Source organism: Nocardiopsis algeriensis, from assembly GCF_014203695.1.
Taxonomy (GTDB): domain Bacteria; phylum Actinomycetota; class Actinomycetes; order Streptosporangiales; family Streptosporangiaceae; genus Nocardiopsis; species Nocardiopsis algeriensis.
The window spans coordinates 314,286-334,500 of the sequence record NZ_JACHJO010000005.1; the positions used below are offsets into that span (position 1 = coordinate 314,286).

Annotated in this window: 17 protein-coding genes; 10 read left to right on the forward strand and 7 right to left on the reverse strand. The window is 72.6% G+C overall.

The annotated features are described in order from the left end of the window. Position 1: 1 nt before the first annotated feature. The gene (locus tag FHS13_RS10170; RefSeq protein WP_184290798.1) at positions 2-796 is read right to left on the reverse strand and encodes an SAM-dependent methyltransferase; all 795 of its coding nucleotides are present in this window, start codon (positions 794-796) and stop codon (positions 2-4) included. 219 nt (positions 797-1,015) lie between these two features. Here FHS13_RS10170 and FHS13_RS10175 point away from each other — a divergent pair, with 219 nt between their 5' ends. Beyond that, positions 1,016-1,837, forward strand: coding sequence for a DNA polymerase beta superfamily protein (locus FHS13_RS10175; RefSeq protein ID WP_184290800.1), 822 nt, complete (start codon positions 1,016-1,018; stop codon positions 1,835-1,837). Positions 1,838-2,040: 203 nt separating this feature from the next. Here the strand turns inward: FHS13_RS10175 and FHS13_RS10180 are convergent, their stop codons facing one another. Then, positions 2,041-2,664, reverse strand: a complete 624-nt coding sequence (locus FHS13_RS10180; protein WP_184290802.1) for a hypothetical protein — start codon at positions 2,662-2,664, stop codon at positions 2,041-2,043. A 468-nt stretch (positions 2,665-3,132) separates the two neighbouring features. Between FHS13_RS10180 and FHS13_RS10185 the strand changes: the two genes are divergently transcribed. Both FHS13_RS10185 and FHS13_RS10190 read left to right on the forward strand, forming a co-directional pair. Then, positions 3,133-5,343 (forward strand): transcriptional regulator, encoded by a 2,211-nt coding sequence (locus FHS13_RS10185; RefSeq protein ID WP_184290804.1) that lies wholly within the window; start codon positions 3,133-3,135, stop codon positions 5,341-5,343. 519 nt (positions 5,344-5,862) lie between these two features. Further along, on the forward strand, positions 5,863-6,093 hold the full coding sequence (locus FHS13_RS10190) for a hypothetical protein (RefSeq protein ID WP_184290806.1): 231 nt from the start codon (positions 5,863-5,865) through the stop codon (positions 6,091-6,093). A 280-nt stretch (positions 6,094-6,373) separates the two neighbouring features. On the opposite strand, the gene FHS13_RS10195 is transcribed toward FHS13_RS10190, so the two are convergent. Continuing rightward, the gene (locus FHS13_RS10195) at positions 6,374-7,807 is read right to left on the reverse strand and encodes a GH1 family beta-glucosidase (protein ID WP_184290808.1); all 1,434 of its coding nucleotides are present in this window, start codon (positions 7,805-7,807) and stop codon (positions 6,374-6,376) included. 149 nt (positions 7,808-7,956) lie between these two features. On the opposite strand from FHS13_RS10195, the gene FHS13_RS10200 reads away from it, so the two are divergent. Next, the gene (locus tag FHS13_RS10200) at positions 7,957-8,724 is read left to right on the forward strand and encodes a DUF1266 domain-containing protein (protein WP_184290810.1); all 768 of its coding nucleotides are present in this window, start codon (positions 7,957-7,959) and stop codon (positions 8,722-8,724) included. A gap of 120 nt (positions 8,725-8,844) precedes the next feature. Here FHS13_RS10200 and FHS13_RS10205 read toward each other — a convergent pair whose 3' ends face one another. Next, a complete protein-coding gene (locus FHS13_RS10205; RefSeq protein ID WP_184291013.1) occupies positions 8,845-9,906 on the reverse strand; it encodes a magnesium and cobalt transport protein CorA in 1,062 nt (353 codons plus the stop codon). A 163-nt stretch (positions 9,907-10,069) separates the two neighbouring features. After that, positions 10,070-11,869 (reverse strand): hypothetical protein, encoded by a 1,800-nt coding sequence (locus FHS13_RS10210; protein ID WP_184290812.1) that lies wholly within the window; start codon positions 11,867-11,869, stop codon positions 10,070-10,072. A 156-nt stretch (positions 11,870-12,025) separates the two neighbouring features. On the opposite strand from FHS13_RS10210, the gene FHS13_RS21420 reads away from it, so the two are divergent. Continuing rightward, complete coding sequence (locus FHS13_RS21420; RefSeq protein ID WP_184290814.1) at positions 12,026-12,457, forward strand: hypothetical protein; 432 nt, start codon at positions 12,026-12,028, stop codon at positions 12,455-12,457. Next, positions 12,454-12,774 (forward strand): transcriptional regulator, encoded by a 321-nt coding sequence (locus FHS13_RS21425; RefSeq protein ID WP_184290816.1) that lies wholly within the window; start codon positions 12,454-12,456, stop codon positions 12,772-12,774. Before FHS13_RS21420 ends, FHS13_RS21425 begins: the two co-directional genes overlap by 4 nt. 57 nt (positions 12,775-12,831) lie before the next feature. On the opposite strand, the gene FHS13_RS10225 is transcribed toward FHS13_RS21425, so the two are convergent. Next, on the reverse strand, positions 12,832-13,833 hold the full coding sequence (locus FHS13_RS10225; protein WP_184290818.1) for an EamA family transporter: 1,002 nt from the start codon (positions 13,831-13,833) through the stop codon (positions 12,832-12,834). A gap of 71 nt (positions 13,834-13,904) precedes the next feature. On the opposite strand from FHS13_RS10225, the gene FHS13_RS10230 reads away from it, so the two are divergent. Then, complete coding sequence (locus FHS13_RS10230) at positions 13,905-14,852, forward strand: LysR family transcriptional regulator (protein ID WP_184290820.1); 948 nt, start codon at positions 13,905-13,907, stop codon at positions 14,850-14,852. On the opposite strand, the gene FHS13_RS10235 is transcribed toward FHS13_RS10230, so the two are convergent. After that, entirely contained in the window at positions 14,845-15,777 is a 933-nt protein-coding gene (locus FHS13_RS10235; protein WP_184290822.1) for a LysR family transcriptional regulator, read from the reverse strand. The two genes, FHS13_RS10230 and FHS13_RS10235, sit on opposite strands and share 8 nt — an antisense overlap. Before the next feature lie 302 nt (positions 15,778-16,079). Between FHS13_RS10235 and FHS13_RS10240 the strand changes: the two genes are divergently transcribed. The 3 genes from FHS13_RS10240 (at position 16,080) to FHS13_RS10250 (ending at position 20,123) form a co-directional block, all read left to right on the forward strand. After that, positions 16,080-16,622 carry a GNAT family N-acetyltransferase gene (locus FHS13_RS10240; protein WP_184290824.1) on the forward strand — a complete coding sequence of 181 codons (543 nt, stop codon included), beginning with the start codon at positions 16,080-16,082 and terminating at the stop codon, positions 16,620-16,622. Positions 16,623-16,735: 113 nt separating this feature from the next. After that, positions 16,736-17,935 (forward strand): coiled-coil domain-containing protein, encoded by a 1,200-nt coding sequence (locus tag FHS13_RS10245; RefSeq protein WP_184290826.1) that lies wholly within the window; start codon positions 16,736-16,738, stop codon positions 17,933-17,935. A 70-nt stretch (positions 17,936-18,005) separates the two neighbouring features. After that, positions 18,006-20,123 carry an FUSC family protein gene (locus FHS13_RS10250; RefSeq protein WP_184290828.1) on the forward strand — a complete coding sequence of 706 codons (2,118 nt, stop codon included), beginning with the start codon at positions 18,006-18,008 and terminating at the stop codon, positions 20,121-20,123. Positions 20,124-20,215: the final 92 nt, after the last annotated feature.

Genomic DNA, 20,215 nt, shown 5'->3' on the forward strand with positions numbered 1-20,215 from the left:
GTCACCTCTTACGGGCCACGCCGCCGTACTCGGCGACCGGCCGGATCTCCTCGGCCCCGTCCTCGGGCCGCCACAGCGCGCAGGAGACCACGCCCGGCTCCAACAGCTCCAGACCCTCGAACAGCGACTCGATGGCCGCGGCCGAGCGGACGGTGAGCTTGGGGGTACCGCGCTCGTTCCACGCCGCGGCCACCTGGTGGGCGCGCTCGTGGTCGATGTCGTCGGTGGGGTGGGTGACCACCAGGAAACTGCCCGGGGCCAGACCGCCCAGCAGCTCGTCCATGATCGAGCGGACCTCGGCGTCGTCCTCCACGAAGCAGATCACGCCCAGCAGGATCAGGCCCACCGGACGGGAGAGGTCCAGCGTCTCGGCCGCCTGCTCCAGGATCGCCCGTGGGTCGCGCAGGTCGGCGTCGATGTAGTCGGTGGCCCCCTGGTCGGTACCGGTCAGCAGGGCGCGGGCGTGCGCCAGCACCAGCGGGTCGTTGTCGACGTAGACCACGCGTGCCTCGGGCGCCACCGACTGGGCGACCTCGTGCGTGTTGTTCTGCGTGGGCAGGCCCGTGCCGATGTCCAGGAACTGGCGGATGCCCTCCTCCCGCGCCAGGTGGGTGACCGCGCGGACGAGAAAGGCCCGGTCGGCGAGCGCGTTGTCCACGATCTCGGGGAAGAACGAGCGGATCTGCTCGCCCATCTCCCGGTCCACCGGGTAGTTGTCCTTGCCGCCCAACCAGTAGTTCCAGATACGGGCGTTGTGGGGGATGGATGTGTCGATCTTGGGGGTCTCGGTGGACAACGTTCCTGCTTTCCTGTCCTGGCTCACTGACGCGGAACACGCGGTTACGCGGACCAGTAAACGATTCCCAGGACCGCCAGGCAAGTACCGAACTGCCCGATTCACCTCGTCGGCACGACTTTCACCACCAAGGGTGTCCACAACCCAGCGAAAGGGACAAAAATCCGAGCGGCGCCCCTCCCCCGACCACTATCTTGCACGGGACGGAAGGAGACGCCGGTGAAACACTCCACCCCCGAATTCGCGCACATCGCCGCACACGGCACCGTCCTGCGCTGCCAGGTCGGGTCGGGCGTCCACGGCCTCGCACTCCCGGGCCAGGGCGACCGCGACGAGATGGGCATCTGCGTCGAACCGCCCGAGTACGTCATCGGCCTGCGCACCTTCGAGCAGTACATCCACCGCACCCGGCCCGAGCACACCCGCTCCGGCTCCGGCGACCTGGACCTGACCGTGTACTCACTGCGCAAGTGGATGCGCCTGGCCCTGGACGGAAACCCCACCGTCCTGCTGCCCCTGTTCGCCCCCGACCACGAGCTCACCGACACCAACGACATCGGACACGACCTGCGCGCCAACACCCACCGCATCGTCTCCCGCCGCACCGGCGAACGCTTCCTGGGCTACCTGCGCGCCCAGCGCGACCGCATGGCGGACCTGCGCGGCGGCAGACACACCAACCGGCCCGAACTCGTCGCCGAACACGGCTTCGACACCAAGTACGCCTACCACATGGTCCGCCTGGGCCTCCAGGGCGTGGAACTGATGGAGACCGGCCGCCTCACCCTGCCCCTGCCCGAACCCGACCGCACCTGGCTGATGGACCTGCGCCGCGGCCGCCGCACCCGCGACGAGGCCCTCGAACGCACCTCCGAACTGGAGGAGCGCCTCCTCGCCCTGTGCCGCACCTCCCCCCTGCCCGCCGAACCCGACCGCGCCTGGGCCGACCGATGGCTGGTCGAGGCCTACCGCCGTTCCTGGGACCGGAACCGCGCAGGTCACAACGGGACCCGACGAGACCCCGCCCCGAAGGGGGGATAAGGTGAACCCGCCCGGCAGTACACGCCGGCGAGCCCGGCACCAACGAACGTGAGGAACCCACCATGCTCGGAACCATCGCCTTCGTCATGATGTGCGTGAGCCTGTCGCTCATGTTCATCGCCGGCGTCATCGCGATGCTGGTCAAGACCCACTGACCACAGGGTTCGCACGGGTGCGTCCGTACCGGCCGCACCCGTCCTCCCTCACTCGGTCGCAGCCGTCTCCACCAGGTCGTGGCGCGCCATCACCGCTCCGTCCCCACCGGTGACGACGACCTGCCCGTCGGCGATCTCGTAACCGGTCTGTCCCGACCGCGCCGTGTAGCCGCTCTCGGTCCGCTCCGCCGGCACGAGCATCGGCTCTCCGCTGCCGTCGAGGAACTCCCCGAAGTAGTACAGCTGTTCCGACCCGTCGGCGCACAGCACGATCCGGTGCCGGCCCGTCTCGTAGGCCTCCACCAGCGTCCCCTCCCCGCCGGGGACCATCTCCGACACACGCGCCGGGCACGGACGCTCCTTCACCGCCTGCGACACCGCACGCGGGGTCTCCTCCCCGCCGAGCGCCGCCCACCGCCAGGCCACCACCGCAACGACGGTCGCACCGGCAAGCGCGACCACCCCCGCCAGGCAGAGTCCCGCCCACAGCGGCACCTTCCGCCTGCGCTCCCGCGCCACCGCCAGCGGCTCGGTCACCGCGTCACCGGAGCGCACCGATCCGGTGCGCACGGAACCGGACCTCGTCCTCCCCGGGCCGTCCCCGGGCGCGCCCGCACCGGCGTCCAGGAACTCCTCCAGGGCCATGGCCGGAAGTTCCCACTCGAGAGCCATCGTGTCGTCGAGCCCTCCTTCGGCCCCGGGTCCGAGGGGCGCCCCGGTCTCGGCCCTCTCCTCCCTCCAGAGCGGTGGCGGGCCTCCCCGGCCGGGGCCGTGCACGGTCGACGCACGCGCGTTCCCGCACCCACCGCACACCGGCTCCGAAGACCCGTTGCGTGCGGTGCACACCGCGCACCGCCAGTTCTCCTCTGCCATGCATCCCCCACCGACACCTGCGAACCGAACACGTCCCGTCCGAGCACACACAGTACGGCGCCTCTCCCACAGCGTCAGGGAAACCGCGAAACCGGGGCGGCGACCGTCCCCGTGCACCGGAAATCCCTTTCCGGACCAACCCGAAATCGGTAGCATGACCTGCGGCGGAACGCGGCCGAGAGCACTTCCGCCGATCGGCACGTAGCTCAAGAGCAGAGCACCCGGCTCCGGCCTGGAGGGTGCGGGGGCAGGACCCGCCGTGCCGGCATGGACACCCCCGTTTCCACCGACTACGTCCGCACCCAGCTGGCCAGGGCCCTGGCCACGGCCCACAACCACACCGACCCCGCGGTCCGCAAGGCCGCCGAGCGCCGCGCCCACTCCTGGAAGCGGGTCCGGAAGGGCATGGAGAAGGGCACCCTCGCCATCGGCTCCCGCACCCCCGTCCGCCACCTGCCCGCCTGGGTCACTCCCGAGGTGATCCACGGCGGCTTCGCCACCGGCCTGCCCGCCGCCGGCGGGCCCCTGCGCCCCCACGAGGAGGAACTGGCCCGCCGCCACGGCCTGCCCGCCGACCGCAGCGCCCTCTACACCCACCACCTCACTGAGGAGGGCATCGCCGCACTCACCCGCCTGCTCGACAGCGGCGACTACGCCCTCGACCAGCCCGAGCAGGCGGCCCTGCTCGCCGTGGCCTGGCTCCTGCGCGCCGGCGACACCGCGGGGGCCCTGGACCTGATCGCCGAGCTGGACAGGTTCGCTCCCGCCCTCTGCCTCACCCCCCGCCCCGAACCGCACCACGCGCTGCCCCCCGGCACGGTCCACCGCAGGACGGTCGCCGAGGTGCGGACCGCACTGGACGAGCGCGCGCAGCGCACCGGGCAGCCCCACGCCCTGAGGGAGGCCCTCACGGTCTGGAACCCGTTCGCCGATCGCGTGCTGGCCCACTGGTTGGAGACCGCCGATGACAGCGGCCCCGACGCCCACCGCCCTCAGGGATGGTCCGAGCGCGGCGCCGCGCTGCTGGCGGAGTACGAGCGCCTGGCCGCCGAGCACACCCTGTGCACCAAGCACCGCAAGCCGGGCAGGAACCTCGCGATCCTGCTCGCCGCCCTGCGGGAGGCCCTCTCGGGGGAGCTCTCCCCCCGCCTGCGGGGCCTGCTGCGCCACGCGGCCGACTCCATGGTCGCCAAGCGCGGCCGCCCCGGCTCCGAACGGCACATCCTCCTGCGGGCCCGCCAGGCCGCCCAGGCCGCCCTGCCCACGCACGACATGTCGGCCCGCCTGCTCTCGGCCCGCCTGGAGCCGCTGCCGCAGAGCTCGGGGGTCCCCGGCATCGACCGCCTCCTGAGCCCCGTGACGGCCGAGGAGGCTCGGCGCTTCGGGATGCCCGAGGGGCACCCTCTCCCCGGCGGCCTGCGTACGATCGCGGCCAGGGCCGCAGCGGCTCCTCTCGGGGAGCTCGTCGAGCGCGGCGTGGTCCCCTCCGCCGAGGTCCTGGCCGAGCTCGTCCCCGCACTGGCGGCACAGACCGAAGCCGGCTCCAGCACGGACCCGGCCCTGGCCCGGCTGCTGTCCGCCCACCGCGCGGCCTTCTCCCGAAGGCGCTCCCTGCTCCTGCTGAACCTCGAACACCAGGTACGCGCGCACGAACTGCCCTGGATCCGAGCGCTGGAACGGCACCGGGACGCCGCCGAGACCAGGCGGAGGGCTGCCCGCGAGCTGATCCTCCACCTGGGGAACGCGGTGCTCACGCACTTCCCCGGCACCATCGTGCCCAATCCCCTGGTGCGCGAGCTGGACAGCCTCGCCCGTGCCGCCGAGCTGGACGTGCCGTTCGTGGAGGAACTCGCCGCCGACATCTTCACAGGCCGCTTCACCCCCAAGTTCGCCCGTGCCGCCGAGCTGGCCGCCCGGCAGGTGCGGGGCAGCCTGTACGCCCGCTACTACGGCCTCGCCCCTGAGAAGACGTACGCTCCGAAGACGTTCGCGGCACTGTGCCACTCGCGCGCGGACAACACCCGGGGCCGCCCCCTCGTCTCTCCCGCCCGCAACGGCACGGTGATCGAGCAGGCCCAGATCCTCACCACCCACAACCTGGCCGCCCTGGTGGAACTGGGCGCCCGGCCCGCAGGCGGATGGGCGGAGGCGGCCCGGCGCTCCCTGGCCTCGGCGGTGCACATGGTGGCGGCCGTGCCTCGCGAGGGCGGGTACGCGGACCTGCCCCGGATCAAGAACGCGGCGTTCGCCTGGCGCCAGGGCGTGTTCTTCCTGTCCCGCTGCTCCCCGGGCGAGCAGCGGGAGGAACTCGCGGAGACGGAGCGGCGGGTCGCCGACCTTCCCGAGGTCGCACAGGAGCGCCTGCGCCCTGCCCTGGGCGGCCTGCGCGCCGCCCAGGAGGGCCGCCCCGCGGAGCGAGGAGTTCTCTTCCTGGGCTGGTCGGTCGGACCGCACCGGATGCTGCGTATCGGCCGATGACCGGGGTTCCGGCGCCGGCCCGCGTCCGCCCTTCGGGCGTGGCCGGCGCCGGAACGGTACGGGGAGCGGCGGACCGGACATCCGTCCATACTGCCCGGAACCGGCCTGTGCACCCCGTACCTGGACAACACCCTACGGAACCCGGGCCGCTCCCGGTGCGGGCTCCGGGGGTGTCCCTGCGGGACACCGGGCGTGGAAGGTGTTTTTTCTTCATCGGAGCCGACTCCGCAAGCGTCGCCTTTACATCGTAGATTCGCATTCTGGCGCAGGGACGACCCCCCGCACCTCTTCGCCCGCAGCCGATACCGGGCCCGGAGAGCGCGAACATTCCGGACAGTTGGCCGGTTCCGGACACGGACACGGCCCGTGAACGAGCGTGTGGCCACCGCCACCCGGTGATATCAATGGGATGTCGGCCGGCCGTGGAGAGACGGCGCACGAGCGGAACCGGACGGCCCCGGGGCGGTGTCCTCCCGTACCGGTCCTGCCTGCCGCTCCGGCCCGTAGTGAGGGTGAAGCATGTCGATCTGGTCTCGCGGAGACCGCAAAGGAAGGGTCGAGGAGGCCCTCCTGATGCTGCAGGGGCAGGGCATCGTCGACGGCTTGGAAATCCTCCCCCGCGAGGAGAAGCCCTACCGCGTCCTGCTGCCCGCCGGAATCGTGCACATGGACGAGGACGAGGCCTCGATGTTCGCCCTGGGCGCGGTCGTGGGCGCCTTCGGCGGCGCGGCCCGCCGCAGCACCGTCTAGGTGCCATGACCGCAGAGGTCGGGAACAGCCCGGCCGCGATGTGGCAGCAGGAGAGGACCTCCGACACAGGTGCGGACCGCCTGGATCGACACCCGAAGAAGGCCAGGAGGCCCTCGACCGCCCACATCACCCACGTCGGCGTCCGCCTCGCACCCGCCGAACGCTTCCGGGTCGCGGTCACCACCGCCCAACGACGGGCCGACCGCCACCGCACCCCGGACGGAGCCGGAAGGAGCGCGGCGGGGGACGTGTCCCGGGGCGCGTGCTCACCCGGCGCGCTTCAGGACGCGGCCGTCCCCCGTCCCGGTTCCCCGCGCATCCGGCGGGCCCGATGGCCGGTGAGGAAGTCGCGGTACCAGTGGAAGCTGTCCTTGGGGTGGCGCTCCAGGAGCTCGTAGTCCACGCGCACCAGACCGAAGCGGCGGTCGTAGCCGAAGGCCCATTCGAAGTTGTCCAGCAGCGACCACACGAAGTATCCGCGCACGTCCACCCCGGCCTCGATCGCCCGGCCCAGGGCGGCCAGGTGGTCGCGCAGGTACTCGATGCGCCCGGTGTCGCGGACCCGGCCCGAGGCGTCGGGCCGGTCGTCCTCCGCCGAGCCGTTCTCGGTGATGAGGATGGGCGGCAGACCGGGATAGCGCCGATCGAGGTCGACGAGCAGGTCCGCGAAGGTCTGGGGAACGACCGGCCAGCCCATGGTGGTGTGCCGCACCCCTTCGAAGGCCACCTGTTCGGTGCCGATGTCCACGGCGGTGCGCGCGGCCGGGTCGGGCTCGGTGTGCGGAGCGTCGCGCAGCATGATGGGCCGGTAGTAGTTGACCCCGAGGAAGTCCAGGGGCTGGCCGATGATGTCCAGGTCGCCGTCCCGGCGGTAGGAGCCGTCGGCAAGCGGCCCCCAGACCTCCTTCTCGTTGTCGGGATAGGCACCGGTGAACAGAGGGTCCAGCCACACGCGGTTGTGCAGGGTGCGGGCCCGCTCCACCGCGGCCAGGTCGGCCTCGGACCCGGTGGCGGGGACCAGGTGGTCGGGGTTGAGGGTGATGCCCACCTCCCCGGCGGCGGCCGCGCGCAGTTCGCCGGTGGCCATTCCGTGGGCGAGCAGCAGGTGGTGGGCGACGGCCAGGGCCGGCCTGCCCTCCTGCGTCCCGGGGGCGTGCCGTCCGACGGCGTGGCCCACGAACGCGGTGCAGAACGGCTCGTTCAGGGTGATCCACCGGTTGACACGGTCACCGAGGCGGTCGGCGACGATGCTCGCGTACTCGGCGAAGCGGTAGGCGGTGTCTCGCACGCGCCAGCCGCCCTCGTCCTCCAGCGCCTGGGGCAGGTCCCAGTGGTAGAGGGTGAGGACGGGTTCGACGCCGGCCCCGAGGACGGAGTCCACGAGGCGGTCGTAGAAGGCCAGCCCCTCCGCGTTCGGTTTCCCCCTGCCGGTGGGCTGCACACGCGGCCAGGCGACGGAGAAGCGGTACAGGTCGACGCCGAGTTCGGCCAGCAGCGCGGTGTCCTCCCCGTAGCGGTGGTAGTGGTCGCAGGCCACGTCGCCGCTCTCCCCCCGGGCGACCTTCCCGGGGGTTCGGCAGTAGGTGTCCCAGATGGACGGGCCCCGCCCGCCCTCGTGGACACCGCCCTCGACCTGGTAGGCCGCCGTTGCGGTGCCGAACAGCAGGTCGGCGGGGAGCTCGGGGACGTCCGAGGTGTTCGCGGGGAGACTCATCACAGGGCCCTTCCGGTTTGGGAGCGCTCCCATACTAGGTGTACGTGACGCGCGGCACCACCCCCGGACCCGGGCTGTCCTGCCTCTTCGAGAAGATCGACCATCCGCCCGATCTCGGTGGGCCTTCCACCGGAAGAAGGAGAAGAGCCATGGGCCTGTTCACAAGGAAGCTGCGGCTGCTCAGCGATCCCCAGGGGGTGTTCCAGGGGCCGCCGGCACACGCCTTCGCCTGCGGGGCGCACATGCCCGTCGCCGGCCGCGGGGTGTGGAACGCTCTGCATTCGGCGTGCGCGTGCTGCGACGCCGACGACAACCGCGCCAAGCTGCGCGACTCCTGGGGCATCACCGACACTCCCGGGTGGGAACAGGCCCTGAGTTCCCTCGTCTCCGACGACCGCTCCCCCGACCCTCTCGCACTCGTCCTGGACCTGCGCGCGCGGGAGGCGGCGCGCCTGCCGGGCGCACCCTTCGACGCCGGTTCCTGGCCCGAGTTGATCGGCCGCTGGTGCTGGGCGCAGGGGGCGGATCCGTCGGTGTACCCGTCGCTTGTGGACACCGCCGCGCGGGTGTGGGAGTACGAGGAGCGCATGGCCGAGGACGGGGTACTGCCCCGGGGCACCCTCGTGCGGACGGTGCGCGCCTACGACCTCGGACGCGCCGTCAACCTCGCACGCTGGGGTGTGAGCGCGGGCCACGGCGACCCGGAGACGGCACTGCGGTACGTTCTCCGGGCAGGAGCGGCGTCGATGCGCCACTACGGTTCCTGGGAGGAGATGTCGGCCGGGTTCGTCCTGGGGCGGGCGATGGCGTTCGACGAGGGAAGGTTCGGCCCCTACTACACGGACTCCGTGGCGGCGCACCGGGTACTGACCACCGACCCGCTGAGCCCGTGGCGCAACCTGCCCTGGCACATGTGAGCCGGGGGCCGGACCTGGATGCACCAGCCTCTCAGGTCGGTGCACCCGGGCCGTGTTCTTCGGATGCTCTCGCCGCATCGGCGGAGCCGATCCCCCGCGGGAGCATCCGAGAAACAGGCTCTAGAGCCACCCCCGGCGGCGGAAAACCGTGTACAGGGCGAGGCTGGACAGTACCATCAGCGCCAGGGCGGCGGGCCAGCTGAACAGCCATTCGAACCCCGGCCGGGGGTCCATGTTCATGCCGTACACCGAGGCGATCAGGGTCGGCACGACGAGGATGCCGCCCCAGGAGGAGACCTTCTTCATCGCCTCGTTCTGCGCCTGGTCGATGAGGGCGCTGTTGACGGCCATGATGTTCTGCAGCAGCTGCCGGAAACCGTCGACGCGTTCGCGTACGGTCGTGGCGTGGTCGGCGACGTCGCGCAGGAAGCTGTACAGCAGCTCGGCGTCGGCGACCTGGGCACGCAGCGGTCGCCCGGGAGCCCCCGCGCCTTCCAGAGGTGCCATGAGCGCGCGCAGGACCCCGTCGAGGGGGTCGACCGCCCGCTGGAGCATGATGACCTGGCGGGCAAGGCGGTAGGTGCGGCGGGAGGCGCCCGGGTCACCGCCGAACACCTGGCTCTCGACCTCGTCGATGTCGGCCTGCAGCGCCGACACCACGGGCGCATATCCGTCGACCACGCCGTCCAGGACGGCGTGGAGCACGGCGAGCGGGCCGTGCTCCAGGAGGCCCTCCTGCCTCTCCACCCGCTCGCGGATCCGGTCGAGGTCCACCGTCCCCTCGGGGCCCGGGTGGTGGACGGTGGCGACGACCCGGTCGCGGACGAAGACGTGGACCTCCCCCACCTCCACCTCCTCGCGGACCTCGTCGTAGCGGGCCGGGCGCAGGACCAGGAGGAGGACGTCGCCGTGGACCTCGACCTTGGGACGCTGGTGGGCGACGACGGCGTCCTCCCGGGCCAGGTCGGGCAGGTCCAGGGCCTCGGCGAGCTCGTCGAGCTGGGCACGGCCGGGTGAGGCCAGCGCGGTCCAGGCCATGAGGTCGGTGTCGCCTTCCAGGGCCTGGCAGGCCTGGGCCGGGCCGTCGGCGTCCGCCTCGGGACGGCCGCCACGGTAGAGCCGGGTCCACTGCGGTCCGCGGCCCGCCCTTCCCGGCGGGGCGTCGCTGTGGCCGAGGTCCATGGTGCGTTCCGGTGCGGGATCGGAGGCAGTCACGCGGGGGCTCCCTTTCTGGCGTCGGCTGCATCCGATCCTGTCCGCCGACCCGCGCGTCCCGCTCGGCGACACGCCCGCGCCGCCGAGGTGTGAGGCACACCCCGGCGGCACGGGCCGTACCGCCGAGCGGTCAGCGGCGCATGAGGTCGCGGATGTTGACCACGAGCAGGAGCAGCACGAGGGCCCCCAGGGGGACGGCGACGGCCACACGCCAGTTGATGACGAACGCGGCCACGATCCCGACCAGGAGCGCGCCCAGGAGGGCGAGAGCCGCCAGGCCGGTGATGAACTGGCCGAACCTGCGGCGGGCGACGGAGTCGATCGCGGCGAAGAGCATGATGACGCCGACCATCGCGTAGAAGGTGAACTGCCCGTCCAGCAGGAACATCGGCAGGGCCAGCGAGACGAGCAGCAGCGGGGTGCTCAGGGCCACCCACAGGTGCAGGAAGCGGGTGGTGCGCTGCTTGCCCGACGTGTAGGGCAGGTGGGGTGCCTTGAGGTGCTCGGTGGGGCCGGGCACCAGAGGGACGTCGCTCGCCAGGGCCTTCAGGTGGCTGTCGCGCTCGTCGGCGGTCAGGACGCGTTCCTCGTAGACCTCCGCGATCTCCAGCTCCAGGGCGCCGATCCGTTCGGCGTACTCCCGGGCGCGCGGGCGGGTGTCGGCCTCCCGGGCCAGGACCATGCGTGCGGAGTCGAGCCGGCGCAGTTCGTCGCGGCGGCGGAGGATCTCGGCATCGAGCTCCCGGAGGCGCTCGTCGAGCCGCTCCACGTGGGAACGCAGCCCTGCGCGGGCGGCGGCCTCGGTCGGGGCGGTCTTCTGCAGGCCCACCCACGACAGGGGGTCGTCCCAGGAGCGGCGGACGGTGCCGTCGCGCTCGTAGCGGGGGCCGCTGGGGGCGCGCTCGCCGTCGAAGAAGTCGCGGGTGTCGCGGCCCCACAGGCCTCGGAAGCCGTTGATCCAGGGGGTGTCGTCGCTGATGAGGACGGCGTTCCACTCGCGGTCGCCTCCCGGGCCCAGGCGCATGCCGTCGCCGCGGGCGTAGTCGACGAAGGGGACGCCGATACCGTGGCGGTTGATGGCGCTGTCGGCGCGGAAGACGCGGTGGGTGATCCATTTCCAGGCGTTGATCACCCCGCGCAGGACCGCGGGGTCGACCTGGATGAGGTAGTCGCCGGGGAGCATCTGGTGGGAGTGCGAACCGGCGCCGACGTAGACGACGGGATGGTCGCCGTCCTTGTGCAGGTCGGGGTCGTCCCAGGAGCGGCGCAGGTCGTCGCCGGTGTACTCGTGCGACGAGGCGCCCACCCAGACGGGGCGGGTGGTGCCGTCGGCGTTCTCGACGGCGTAGACGGTGACACGCTCCCAGTCGGCCTCGTGGTCGTTGACGCCCCCGTAGATGGTCCGCCAGTCGTTCATCGCGTAGAAGAACCAGTACTGGAGGATGACGTAGCCGCCCTCGCGGGTGACCCGGCCGTAGTAGGTGGCGCGGCCGTCGTCGACGCGCTCGCGGTAACGGGTCACCGCCGCGAAGGTGACGCCTCCGGGCACCGCTCCGCGGATGAGGAGCGAGAGTTTCATGAGGATGTCGAGGACGCGACCCAGGACGCCGACGGCGGCCAGGCGGCCGCTCTTGGGGATGACGGTGCGCGCCATGCCCTTGAAGCGGCGGGCCTCCTCGCGCAGGCTCTCCTCTTGGACGAAGCGCAGGTGCTTGTGGCGCGCGGGCCACTCCTCCTCCGCGGTGGCCAGGCGGTCGAGGGTGAGTTCACCGGCGGGGACGAGGAGGCGTTCACCGCTCTTCTCCTCGATCCACAGGCTGCAGTTGCGGACGTAGGCTTCCACGTCGGTCGGGTGGAACAACTCCCCCTTGGTGAGCATGAGCACGGGCTCGTAGGCACGGAGGAGTTCGAGATCGGTTTTGGCGGCCATGATGCGCTCACGCTAGTGCATCGCGACCGGTGGCCGGTCCCGGGGCAGCACCGTGGACGGCGGCCGCCTCTCTCCTTCCTGCATGGAAATCACTTGCCAAGTTGGAAAGTAAGTGCGAAGCTGGAAACACACAAGGGAATCCGGAAGGAGCCGTACATGGACGTCGGACGCGAGGAGGCCCTCGGCGCGCTCGAACAGGCCGAGGCGATGGACGCACACACCCGCGGCCGGGGGCGCTGGTACGCGGGGTACGCCACCGTCTACGCGGCGGCGAGCTGCGGGCTGCTGCTCGCACTGGGGCTGATGCCCTCGCCGGTGACCGTGGCCTGGGCGACACCGCTCTTCCTCGTCGTGATCGCCGGACTCACCGCCTTCGCGCTCAGCCGCCCCGTGCAGCCGCGCGGGTACAAGGCCCTGCACGGGGGCATGATCGCCGCATGGTCGGGCATCTACACCCTCACCGTGGTGGTGGGGGCGACCGCTTTCCCCGGCGAGATGCTCTGGTGGGGCCCCGGCGCCCTCGCGAGCGCGGTTCCGCCGCTGGTGGTCGCCTACGTGGCCCTGCGGCGCGGTCGGAGCACGCGGTGAGTCACCCCCGCAGCAGGCTGGACGAGGTGATCCACTCCCCCGTGCGCTTCTCGGTCGTGGCGGCGCTGGCCGCCGCCGACCGGGTGGAGTTCCGCTTCGTGCGCGACACCGTGGAGGTCTCCGACTCCGCGCTGTCCAAGCAGGTGTCGGTGCTGGAGGAGGCCGGCTACGTGAAGGTGCACAAGACCGCGGTGGGCCGGCGCACGCGCACCTCGCTGTCGTTGACCAGGGAGGGACGCGACGCCTTCGCCCGGCACGTGGAGGCTCTGAGGGACATCGCCGCCGGGCGCCTCGCCGACGGCGCCGAGCAAGTGTGACCGGTCCTTCGTGCGCGGGCCGCGCCCCCCGGGGCGGGGCCCGCGCGGACGTTCCTCTCAGGCTTCTCGCGCCACCGCCTCCCGGGCGGAGCCGGACCGCCCGGGGTCGGCGGACCGCACCCCGCCTCCGCTCCCCCGCGGAGGCCCGCCGCGCCCCGGGGCCGCCGGGCGGCGGCCGCGGTCGCCGCGTGCGGCGCCGATGCCGGCGACCACCACCAGGGCCATACCCGCCACCTGCACCGCGGCCGGCGCCTGGCCGATGAGGACCGTCCCCATGAGCAGGGCCACTCCCGGCTCCAGGCTGGAGAAGGTGCTGTAGGCGGTGCGGCCCATCCGCTGCAGCGCCACCATCTCCAGCAGGAACGGCACCATGGGGAAGAGCAGCGCGATGAGCAGTGTGAACAGGACCAGGTCGAGGCTGGGCGCGGCAATCAGCCCGGGGGCGCCCAGCGGTGCCAGGACGATCGAGCCCACACCCATGGCCAGCGCCAGCCCGTGCACGGCGCCGAAGCCCGCGCCCACGCGCTGGGTCAGCACGATGTAGAAGACGACGCAGGCCGCGCCCGCCAGCGCGAAGCCGACACCGACCAGGTCGAGACCGCCCTGCCAGGGGCGGGTCAGGCACAGCACTCCGACCACCGCGGCCGCGATCCACACCAGTTCGCGGCGCCGCCGCATGGCGGCGACCGCGACGACAAGGGTGCCGATGAACTCGATGGCGGTGGCGGTGCCGAGCTCGATGCGCGCCGTCGCCTCGGAGTAGAACACCATCATCCCCGCGCTCGCTGTGCCCAGGATCACCACGGAGCCGCGCTCGCGCCAGGACGCCTCGCGTACGGCGCGCCACAGGGAGCGGCCGCTGAAGGCCAGCAGGAGGAGCGCGGCCCACGTCAGGCGCAGCCAGGTGACGGTGGCCGGGCTGCCGTGGTCGAAGGCGAGCACGGCCAGGGCGCTGCCCGTGTGCAGGGTGAACATGCCGACGAGCAACATGAGGGGAGCCGGCACCCGGCGGTCCTGAAAACGGGCACGGCGAAGCGAGGGAGCAAGAGAGCGGATCACCCGACCATTGGACCGGTGCCATTCGTTTCTGTCCACGAACCGATGGTTGACGAACCATGTAGTTTTGGTGGATGGATTTCACGCGCCTGCGCCTGCTGGTGGAGCTGGAGCGTCTGGGCACGATGGCCGCCGTCTCCGAGGTGACGGGCATGAGCACCTCGGCGGTCTCCAAGCACCTGGCGATCCTGGAACGCGAGACCGGGGTGCCCCTGCTGGTGCCCGAGGGCCGGCGCGTGCGCCTGACCCCGGCGGGGCGGCGTCTGGCGGAGCACGCGGTGGACATCCTGGCGCGCGTGGAGGCGGCCAGGGCGGAGTTCACCGGGGAGGGCGAGCCGGCGGGCCGTGTCGACCTCGTGATGTACACGAGTGCGGCGCCGATCGTGCTGCCCGCGGTGCGCCGCCTGCGCCGCGACCACCCGGGCATCGACATCCACCTGGTCGAGCACGAGTCGGAGCAGGCCCTGGAGCTGCTGCAGAACGGCGGCGCCGACCTGGGCGTGGTCTACCAGTACAGCCTTCTTCCCCGAGTTTTCCCGGGAACACTGACGGTGCATCCGGTGGGCACGGAGGACCTCCTGCTGTCGCAGCCCTCGAAGGGCGCCGACAGCCGGACCCTCACCCGCAGGCGGCTGCGGGAGCTGGCCGATGCCGCGTGGATCGCCAGCCCCTACCGGGGCGACGAGGAGGCCCTGGTGCAGCGCATGTGCGCGGACGCCGGGTTCACGCCCCGCATCGTGCACCGCATCGACACCCTGGGGCTGTTCGAGGAGCTCGTCGCCGCGGGCGCCGGGGTGGGCGTGGTGCCCCGCCTGTCCGCGGTGACGCGTCGGGGCGTGGCCCACGCCCCGCTGGGCGAGCTCGGCGGGGTCCGGCAGGTCTACCTGGCCGGGCGCACCGGCGAGTGGGCCTGGCGCCCCGTGCGGGTGGTGGCCCGCTACCTGCACCGGTCCGCGCGGGAGGTGCTCGACGGCGTCCCGGAGCTGCCCGGGTTCGACCGCGCCGGGCAGAGGGTCAGCTGATGAGGGCGAAGGGCGGCCCCATCGAGGGCACCGGAACCTTGTTGGAGGCCTCGCGCACGGCGGTGAGCAGCGGTTCGGGGTCGGCCCCGGCCCGCGAGAGCATGACGATGTGCCGTTTGGCGGTTCCGCGCACCCCGCGCACCACGAGGTGGGGCGTGTTCAGTCCGGCCCAGGCCAGGCGCGGCATGAGCGTAATGCCCAACCCCGCCTGGACGAGGGCGAAGACGGCGCTGAGGTCGTCGGCGGTGTGGGCCACGCGCGGCTGGAAGCCGGCCTGGTGCGTGGCCGCGGTCACGCACCCGTGCCAGGCGGTGCCCGGCGCGGAGAGGATCCAGTCCTCGTCGCGCAGGTCCTCGGCCAGGTGCAGGCCGGGGCGGGAGGCCAGCGGATGCTGGTAGGGCAGGACCGCGTCGAACAGCTCCACCATGATCGGGTCGGCACGGAAGTCGGGGTCGCCGCTGGGAGGCAGGTGGGCCGTGGACATGGTCAGCGCGACATCGAGGTGGCCGGTGCGCACCATCTCGGCGCTCTCCTCCGGCTCGGCCTGGAGCACCTCGAAGTGCCAGCCGGGGTGGCTGATGCGCAGCTTCGCCAGGGCCGGGGCGATGAGGTCGCTGATGCCGGTGGCGAAGGAACCCACGCGCACGACACCCCGCTCACCCTTGCTGTAGGCGGCGAGATCGGCGCTGGCGCGCTCCATCTCGGCAAAGATGGTCGGGGCCCGTTCGAGCAGGACCCGGGCGGCCCCGGTGAGGACGAAGCGCCGGCCCTGGCGTTCGACGAGGGGAACGCCCTCCTCCCTGGCCAGTGCGGCAAGCTGCTGGGAGACCGCCGAAGAGGTGACGTTGAGCGCCTCCGCCGTGGCGGCCACCGTCCGGTGGTGTGCCAGGGCGTGAAGAAGCTGCAACCGTCGGAGGTCGATCATGCCTCCCAATCTAGGCCAGCACTCTGGTGTTTCAGGGTGGTTTCAACCTTGTTGTCCCGGGTCAGAGGGTGATTCCGTACACACCTTTACCTGGCGCACCACTTCAACCCGTGAGGAAAGATCCTCAATTTTTCTTTTTGTGAGATCTCATCCAGGTTTTTCCTCGCGCCACGCGCGCCTCCCCCCTTGCCGACACGTACAGTCGGATCCACAGCTCAGCCAAGGGTCCCCAGCCACGGACCCGGGGGAAACAGCACCCAATGCTGGTGAGAACGGGTGAGAAGAAAATGCAAACTTCGCTGATGGCCAAGCCTCGACCGACCGACACCGGCGTTCTCAGCTTCCGCTACCTCGGTGTGCAGGACGTGGAGGAGCTCGAGGACCTGTGGGGCGCCCTCCACCAGCAGCACACCCTGAGCGCCTCGCACCTGTCCGACATGATCGGCACCACGAGCCTGGATGAGTCCTGGCGCCGCCGCCGGGCCCAGTACCTGCGCTGGCTGGCCGACCCCGAGACCATGGCGATCCTCGCGGAGCACCGCGGCGACCTGGCCGGGTACGCGATGGTCACCATCCGCGACAACCCGCAGGGCACCTGGGACCGGGGCGCCCGCGTCGCGGTGGTGCAGACCTTCGCGATCGACCCCGAGTACATCGGCACCCACGTCGGTTCCAAGCTGCTCGAGGAGATCCGCCACCAGCTCGCCGCCACGGGCATCCGCGACATCGAGTTCTCCGCTCTGGCCACGGCCTCCGAGGACATCAGCTTCCTGGAGCGAGAGGGCTTCCGGCCCTTCGTGACCACCATGGTCTGCCGCGTCGACGGCTTCGGCGCCCACGACTGACCCTGCCCCGGCTCCCGCCCCCGTGCCCTCCGCGGCACGGGGGCGCCGCCTTTCCCGGCACAGGGGCGACACACCCCGGCGGCCCGGGACGGGGAAGCGCTACGCTCGGCCCCGTGGCGACCTCCGACTCCAACACCTGCAACTTCCCCGGCTGCGACCTCCCGGTGCCCCGGGCCTCCACCCCGGGGCGTCCGCCCCAGTACTGCGGCCTGCCCGAGCACACCCGCTGGCGGGCGTGGAAGGAGCGCCAGCGCCAGGCCCAGGAGTCCGAGCGCAGGGAGGCCGAGGCCCGGGCCGCGGCGCAGGAACCGGAGGCAGCGGCGCCGGCGGCGGTGTTCGGGGCCGCGGAGCCGGTGACCGCCGCACGCCTGCGCGCCGACGACCTGCTCACCCGTTTCGCGGTGCAGAGCGAGCAGCTCGCCGCCACCCTCGAGGCCGCCGCCGAGGCGTTCGCCACCATGACCGACCCGGCCGCCGCGGAGGCCCAGGTGGAGGCCGCCCGGCTGGCGGGGGCCCGCCGGGCGGCGGAGGCCGACGCCGCCCGGTTGGAGGCGGAGAACCGCAGGCGCGAGGCCGAGGCCGCCCGCCGTTCCGCCGAGGACGCCGCCGCGGCCGCCGTCGCCGCGACCCAGGAGGCCGAGCGGATGGCGGAGGAGGCCCTGGCCCGGCGGGACGCCGCCGAGGAGGCCTGCGAGCAGGCCGGGGAGTCCGCCGAGCGGGCCAGGGCCGAGCGCGACGCCGCGGTGGCCGAGGCCAACGCGGGCCTGGCCGCCGCCGAGCGCCGGATCACCGAGATCTCCGAGCGGGCCAGGGCCGAACTGGAGCACGAACGGACCGAGGCGGCACACAGGATCGGACAGCTCCGGGCCGAGGCCGACGCACTGCGCACGGAGGCGGCCGAGCACGCCCGGCGGTGTGACGAGGCCGTGGTGGCCGAGCGCGGCGCCCGGGAGCGGGCCGGACACGCGGAGGAGCGCGCCCGCAGGGCGGAGGAGGCCCTGGCCGCCGAGCGCGAGCGCTTCCACGGCGAACTGACGCGGCTCCAGAGGCAGTTGGAGGACGATCGCGCCGCGGCCGGGCGCGAACGCGAACGCCTCTCCTCGGAACTGGAGAGGCTGGCGGCCGACCGCGACCGTCTGACCGCCGAGCTGGAGACCCAGCGCAGGAACGCGGAGATCACCCTGGCCGAGTCGCGCGAGGCCGCGGCCGCCCGCCTGGCCGCGGTCCAGGAGGCGCGCGACCGCGCCCTGGAGAGGGCGGAGCGGGCCGAGGCCGAACGGGACACCGCCCTCGCCCGGGTGGCGGGGGACTGAGCCGGCCGGCGGCACGGCCGGCACCGCAGGCCGGGACGGCCTCCCGGGAAGTCCGACGACAGTACCTAGGATGGACAGCGTGCGAGACCAGGCAAGCACCGGGAGCACCGGACCTCTCGACGCGGGAGGTTCCTCGCACAAGGGAGCGGAGCGCGCCGCCGTCGCCGCCCGCCCCCGGCCCCGGATGGACCTGAGCGCCCTCTTCGGGCTGGAGTCGGGCCGCTGGGCGTGGACCACCGGCGCCAAGGCCACGATCGCGATGACCTCGTCGTTCGCCCTGGCCTCCTGGCTGTTCGGGCCCGACACGGCGGGCCTGGCCGCCCTGGGGTCGATGTCGGTCCTGTACGAGAAGAAGACCCCCTACGCCTACCGGGCCGGTGCGCTGTCCCTGATCGGTCTGGGGTTCGTCGTCAGCGTGGCCTTCGGTTCCCTGGCCGCGGCGCTGTCCCCGTGGGCCTCGGTGGCGGCCATCGGGCTCACCGCGGGGATCGCCACATGGGTGTGCGCCGCCTGGCGTGTGGACAAGCCCGGCCCCATGTTCTTCGTCCTGGTCTGCGCCATCTCCACCGTCTTCCCGGGAGACGTGTCGCAGGTGCCCCTGCACGCCCTGATCGCCGCACTCGGTGCGGCGATCGGTTGGGCGGTGTCGATGTCGGGGGCCCTGACGCGGGCCCGCCACCCCGAGCAGCAGGCGGTCGCGGCCGCCTACCGGAAGCTGGCCGATCTCCTGCGCGCGGTGGGCACCCCCGACCTCGACCACGCCCTGCACGACGCCTCGGTGGCGGTCGCCGACGCCTGGCGGATCCTGCTGCTGGCCCAGACCCGCGGCTACCGCGCCAGCCCCGAGGCGGCACGGCTGCGGTCCCTCCTGCGCTGGGTCTCCGACATCCATCTGGCCGCCACGCAGGTGTGCATGGTCCGCCTCACCTCGATGCCCGAGGAGGCCGCGGCGTTCGCCGATCGCCTGGCCGACGCCGTGGCCGATCCCGCGCTCGCCCCGGACCCGGACGGGCTCGACGAGCTGCGCCGCGGTATGCGCCCCAAGTCCCTGGAGGCGCGCCTGTACGGCAGGATGGCCCGGGCCGCGCACGTCGTTCGGCGTGTCGGCGAGGAGGATCCCGACGAGAGCGGGCGCACGCTGGACGACAGCCGCTACCCGGCACTGGCGGAGGCCCTGAGGACGAGTCTGAGCAGCGACTCCCTCGTGCGCCCCACCGCCCTGCGCATGTGGATCACGATCACCGCGGCCGGTGCGTTCGCGCTGGCTCTGGGCCTGGAGAACTCCTACTGGGTGGGGATCACCGCCGCCTCCGTCCTGCAGGGCGGCAGCATGGTGCTCACCCTCAACCGCTCGGTCCAGCGCTCCCTCGGCACCCTCGTGGGGGTCGCCCTGGGCGCTCTCCTGCTCCTGCTGAACCCGCCGTTCGCCGTGGTGGTGGTGCTGGCCGGCCTGTTCCAGGGCCTGACCCAGGTGGTGATCGGCCGCAACTTCTTCATCGGGTCCGTGGTGATGACCCCGATGGCGCTGCTGCTGGCCTACACGGCCGCACCCGGGCCCATCCTCGACATCGCGGGGATCCGCGTGCTGGACACCGTGCTCGGCTCCCTGATCGGCATGGCCGGTGCCATGCTGCTGTGGCGCAGGGCCTCGGCGACCCGCCTCCCCCAGGCCATCACGGACGTGCTGGAGGACGCCCGGCAGTGTGTGCTGGAAGCCCTGGACCTGGACACCCCGATGACCCCCGCACGCCGCTACGAACTGCGGCGGGACATGCGGGCGTCCCTGGTGAACCTGCGCGGTGTCTACGACAGCGCCATCGGCGACGTGCCGCGGGCCGATGCCACCCGGCCGCTGTGGCCGGTGGTGGTGGCCACCCAGCGCACCGGTTACCTGGCCCTGTCGGCGCTGGCGCTGGAGCGGCCAGACCCGGTCGGCACGATCACCCTGCAGCGCGTGGACCTGGCCTTCAGGGAGCTCATCTCCTCGATGGAGGAGCGGCGCACCCCGAGACTGGGCGCGCTGCCGCGCCTGCCCTCCTACCCGCGGATCAACATGGAGCTGCGGGCCCTGTCCAGCGCCATGGCGAGTGCGGTCGCCGAGGACGAGCGCGCCGCGCGGCTGGAGGACGAGCGCAGGGCCCAGAAGGAGCAGCGCCGGGCCCAGCGCGACCTGGACGCCGACCTCTAGAAAGGTGCGAGGCACGCGGGAGGGCCGCTGATCGCGGTGTGGAACCGGTGGTGGCCGTCGTGGTGCGGCCACCCCGGCGTGAACGCCTCCGC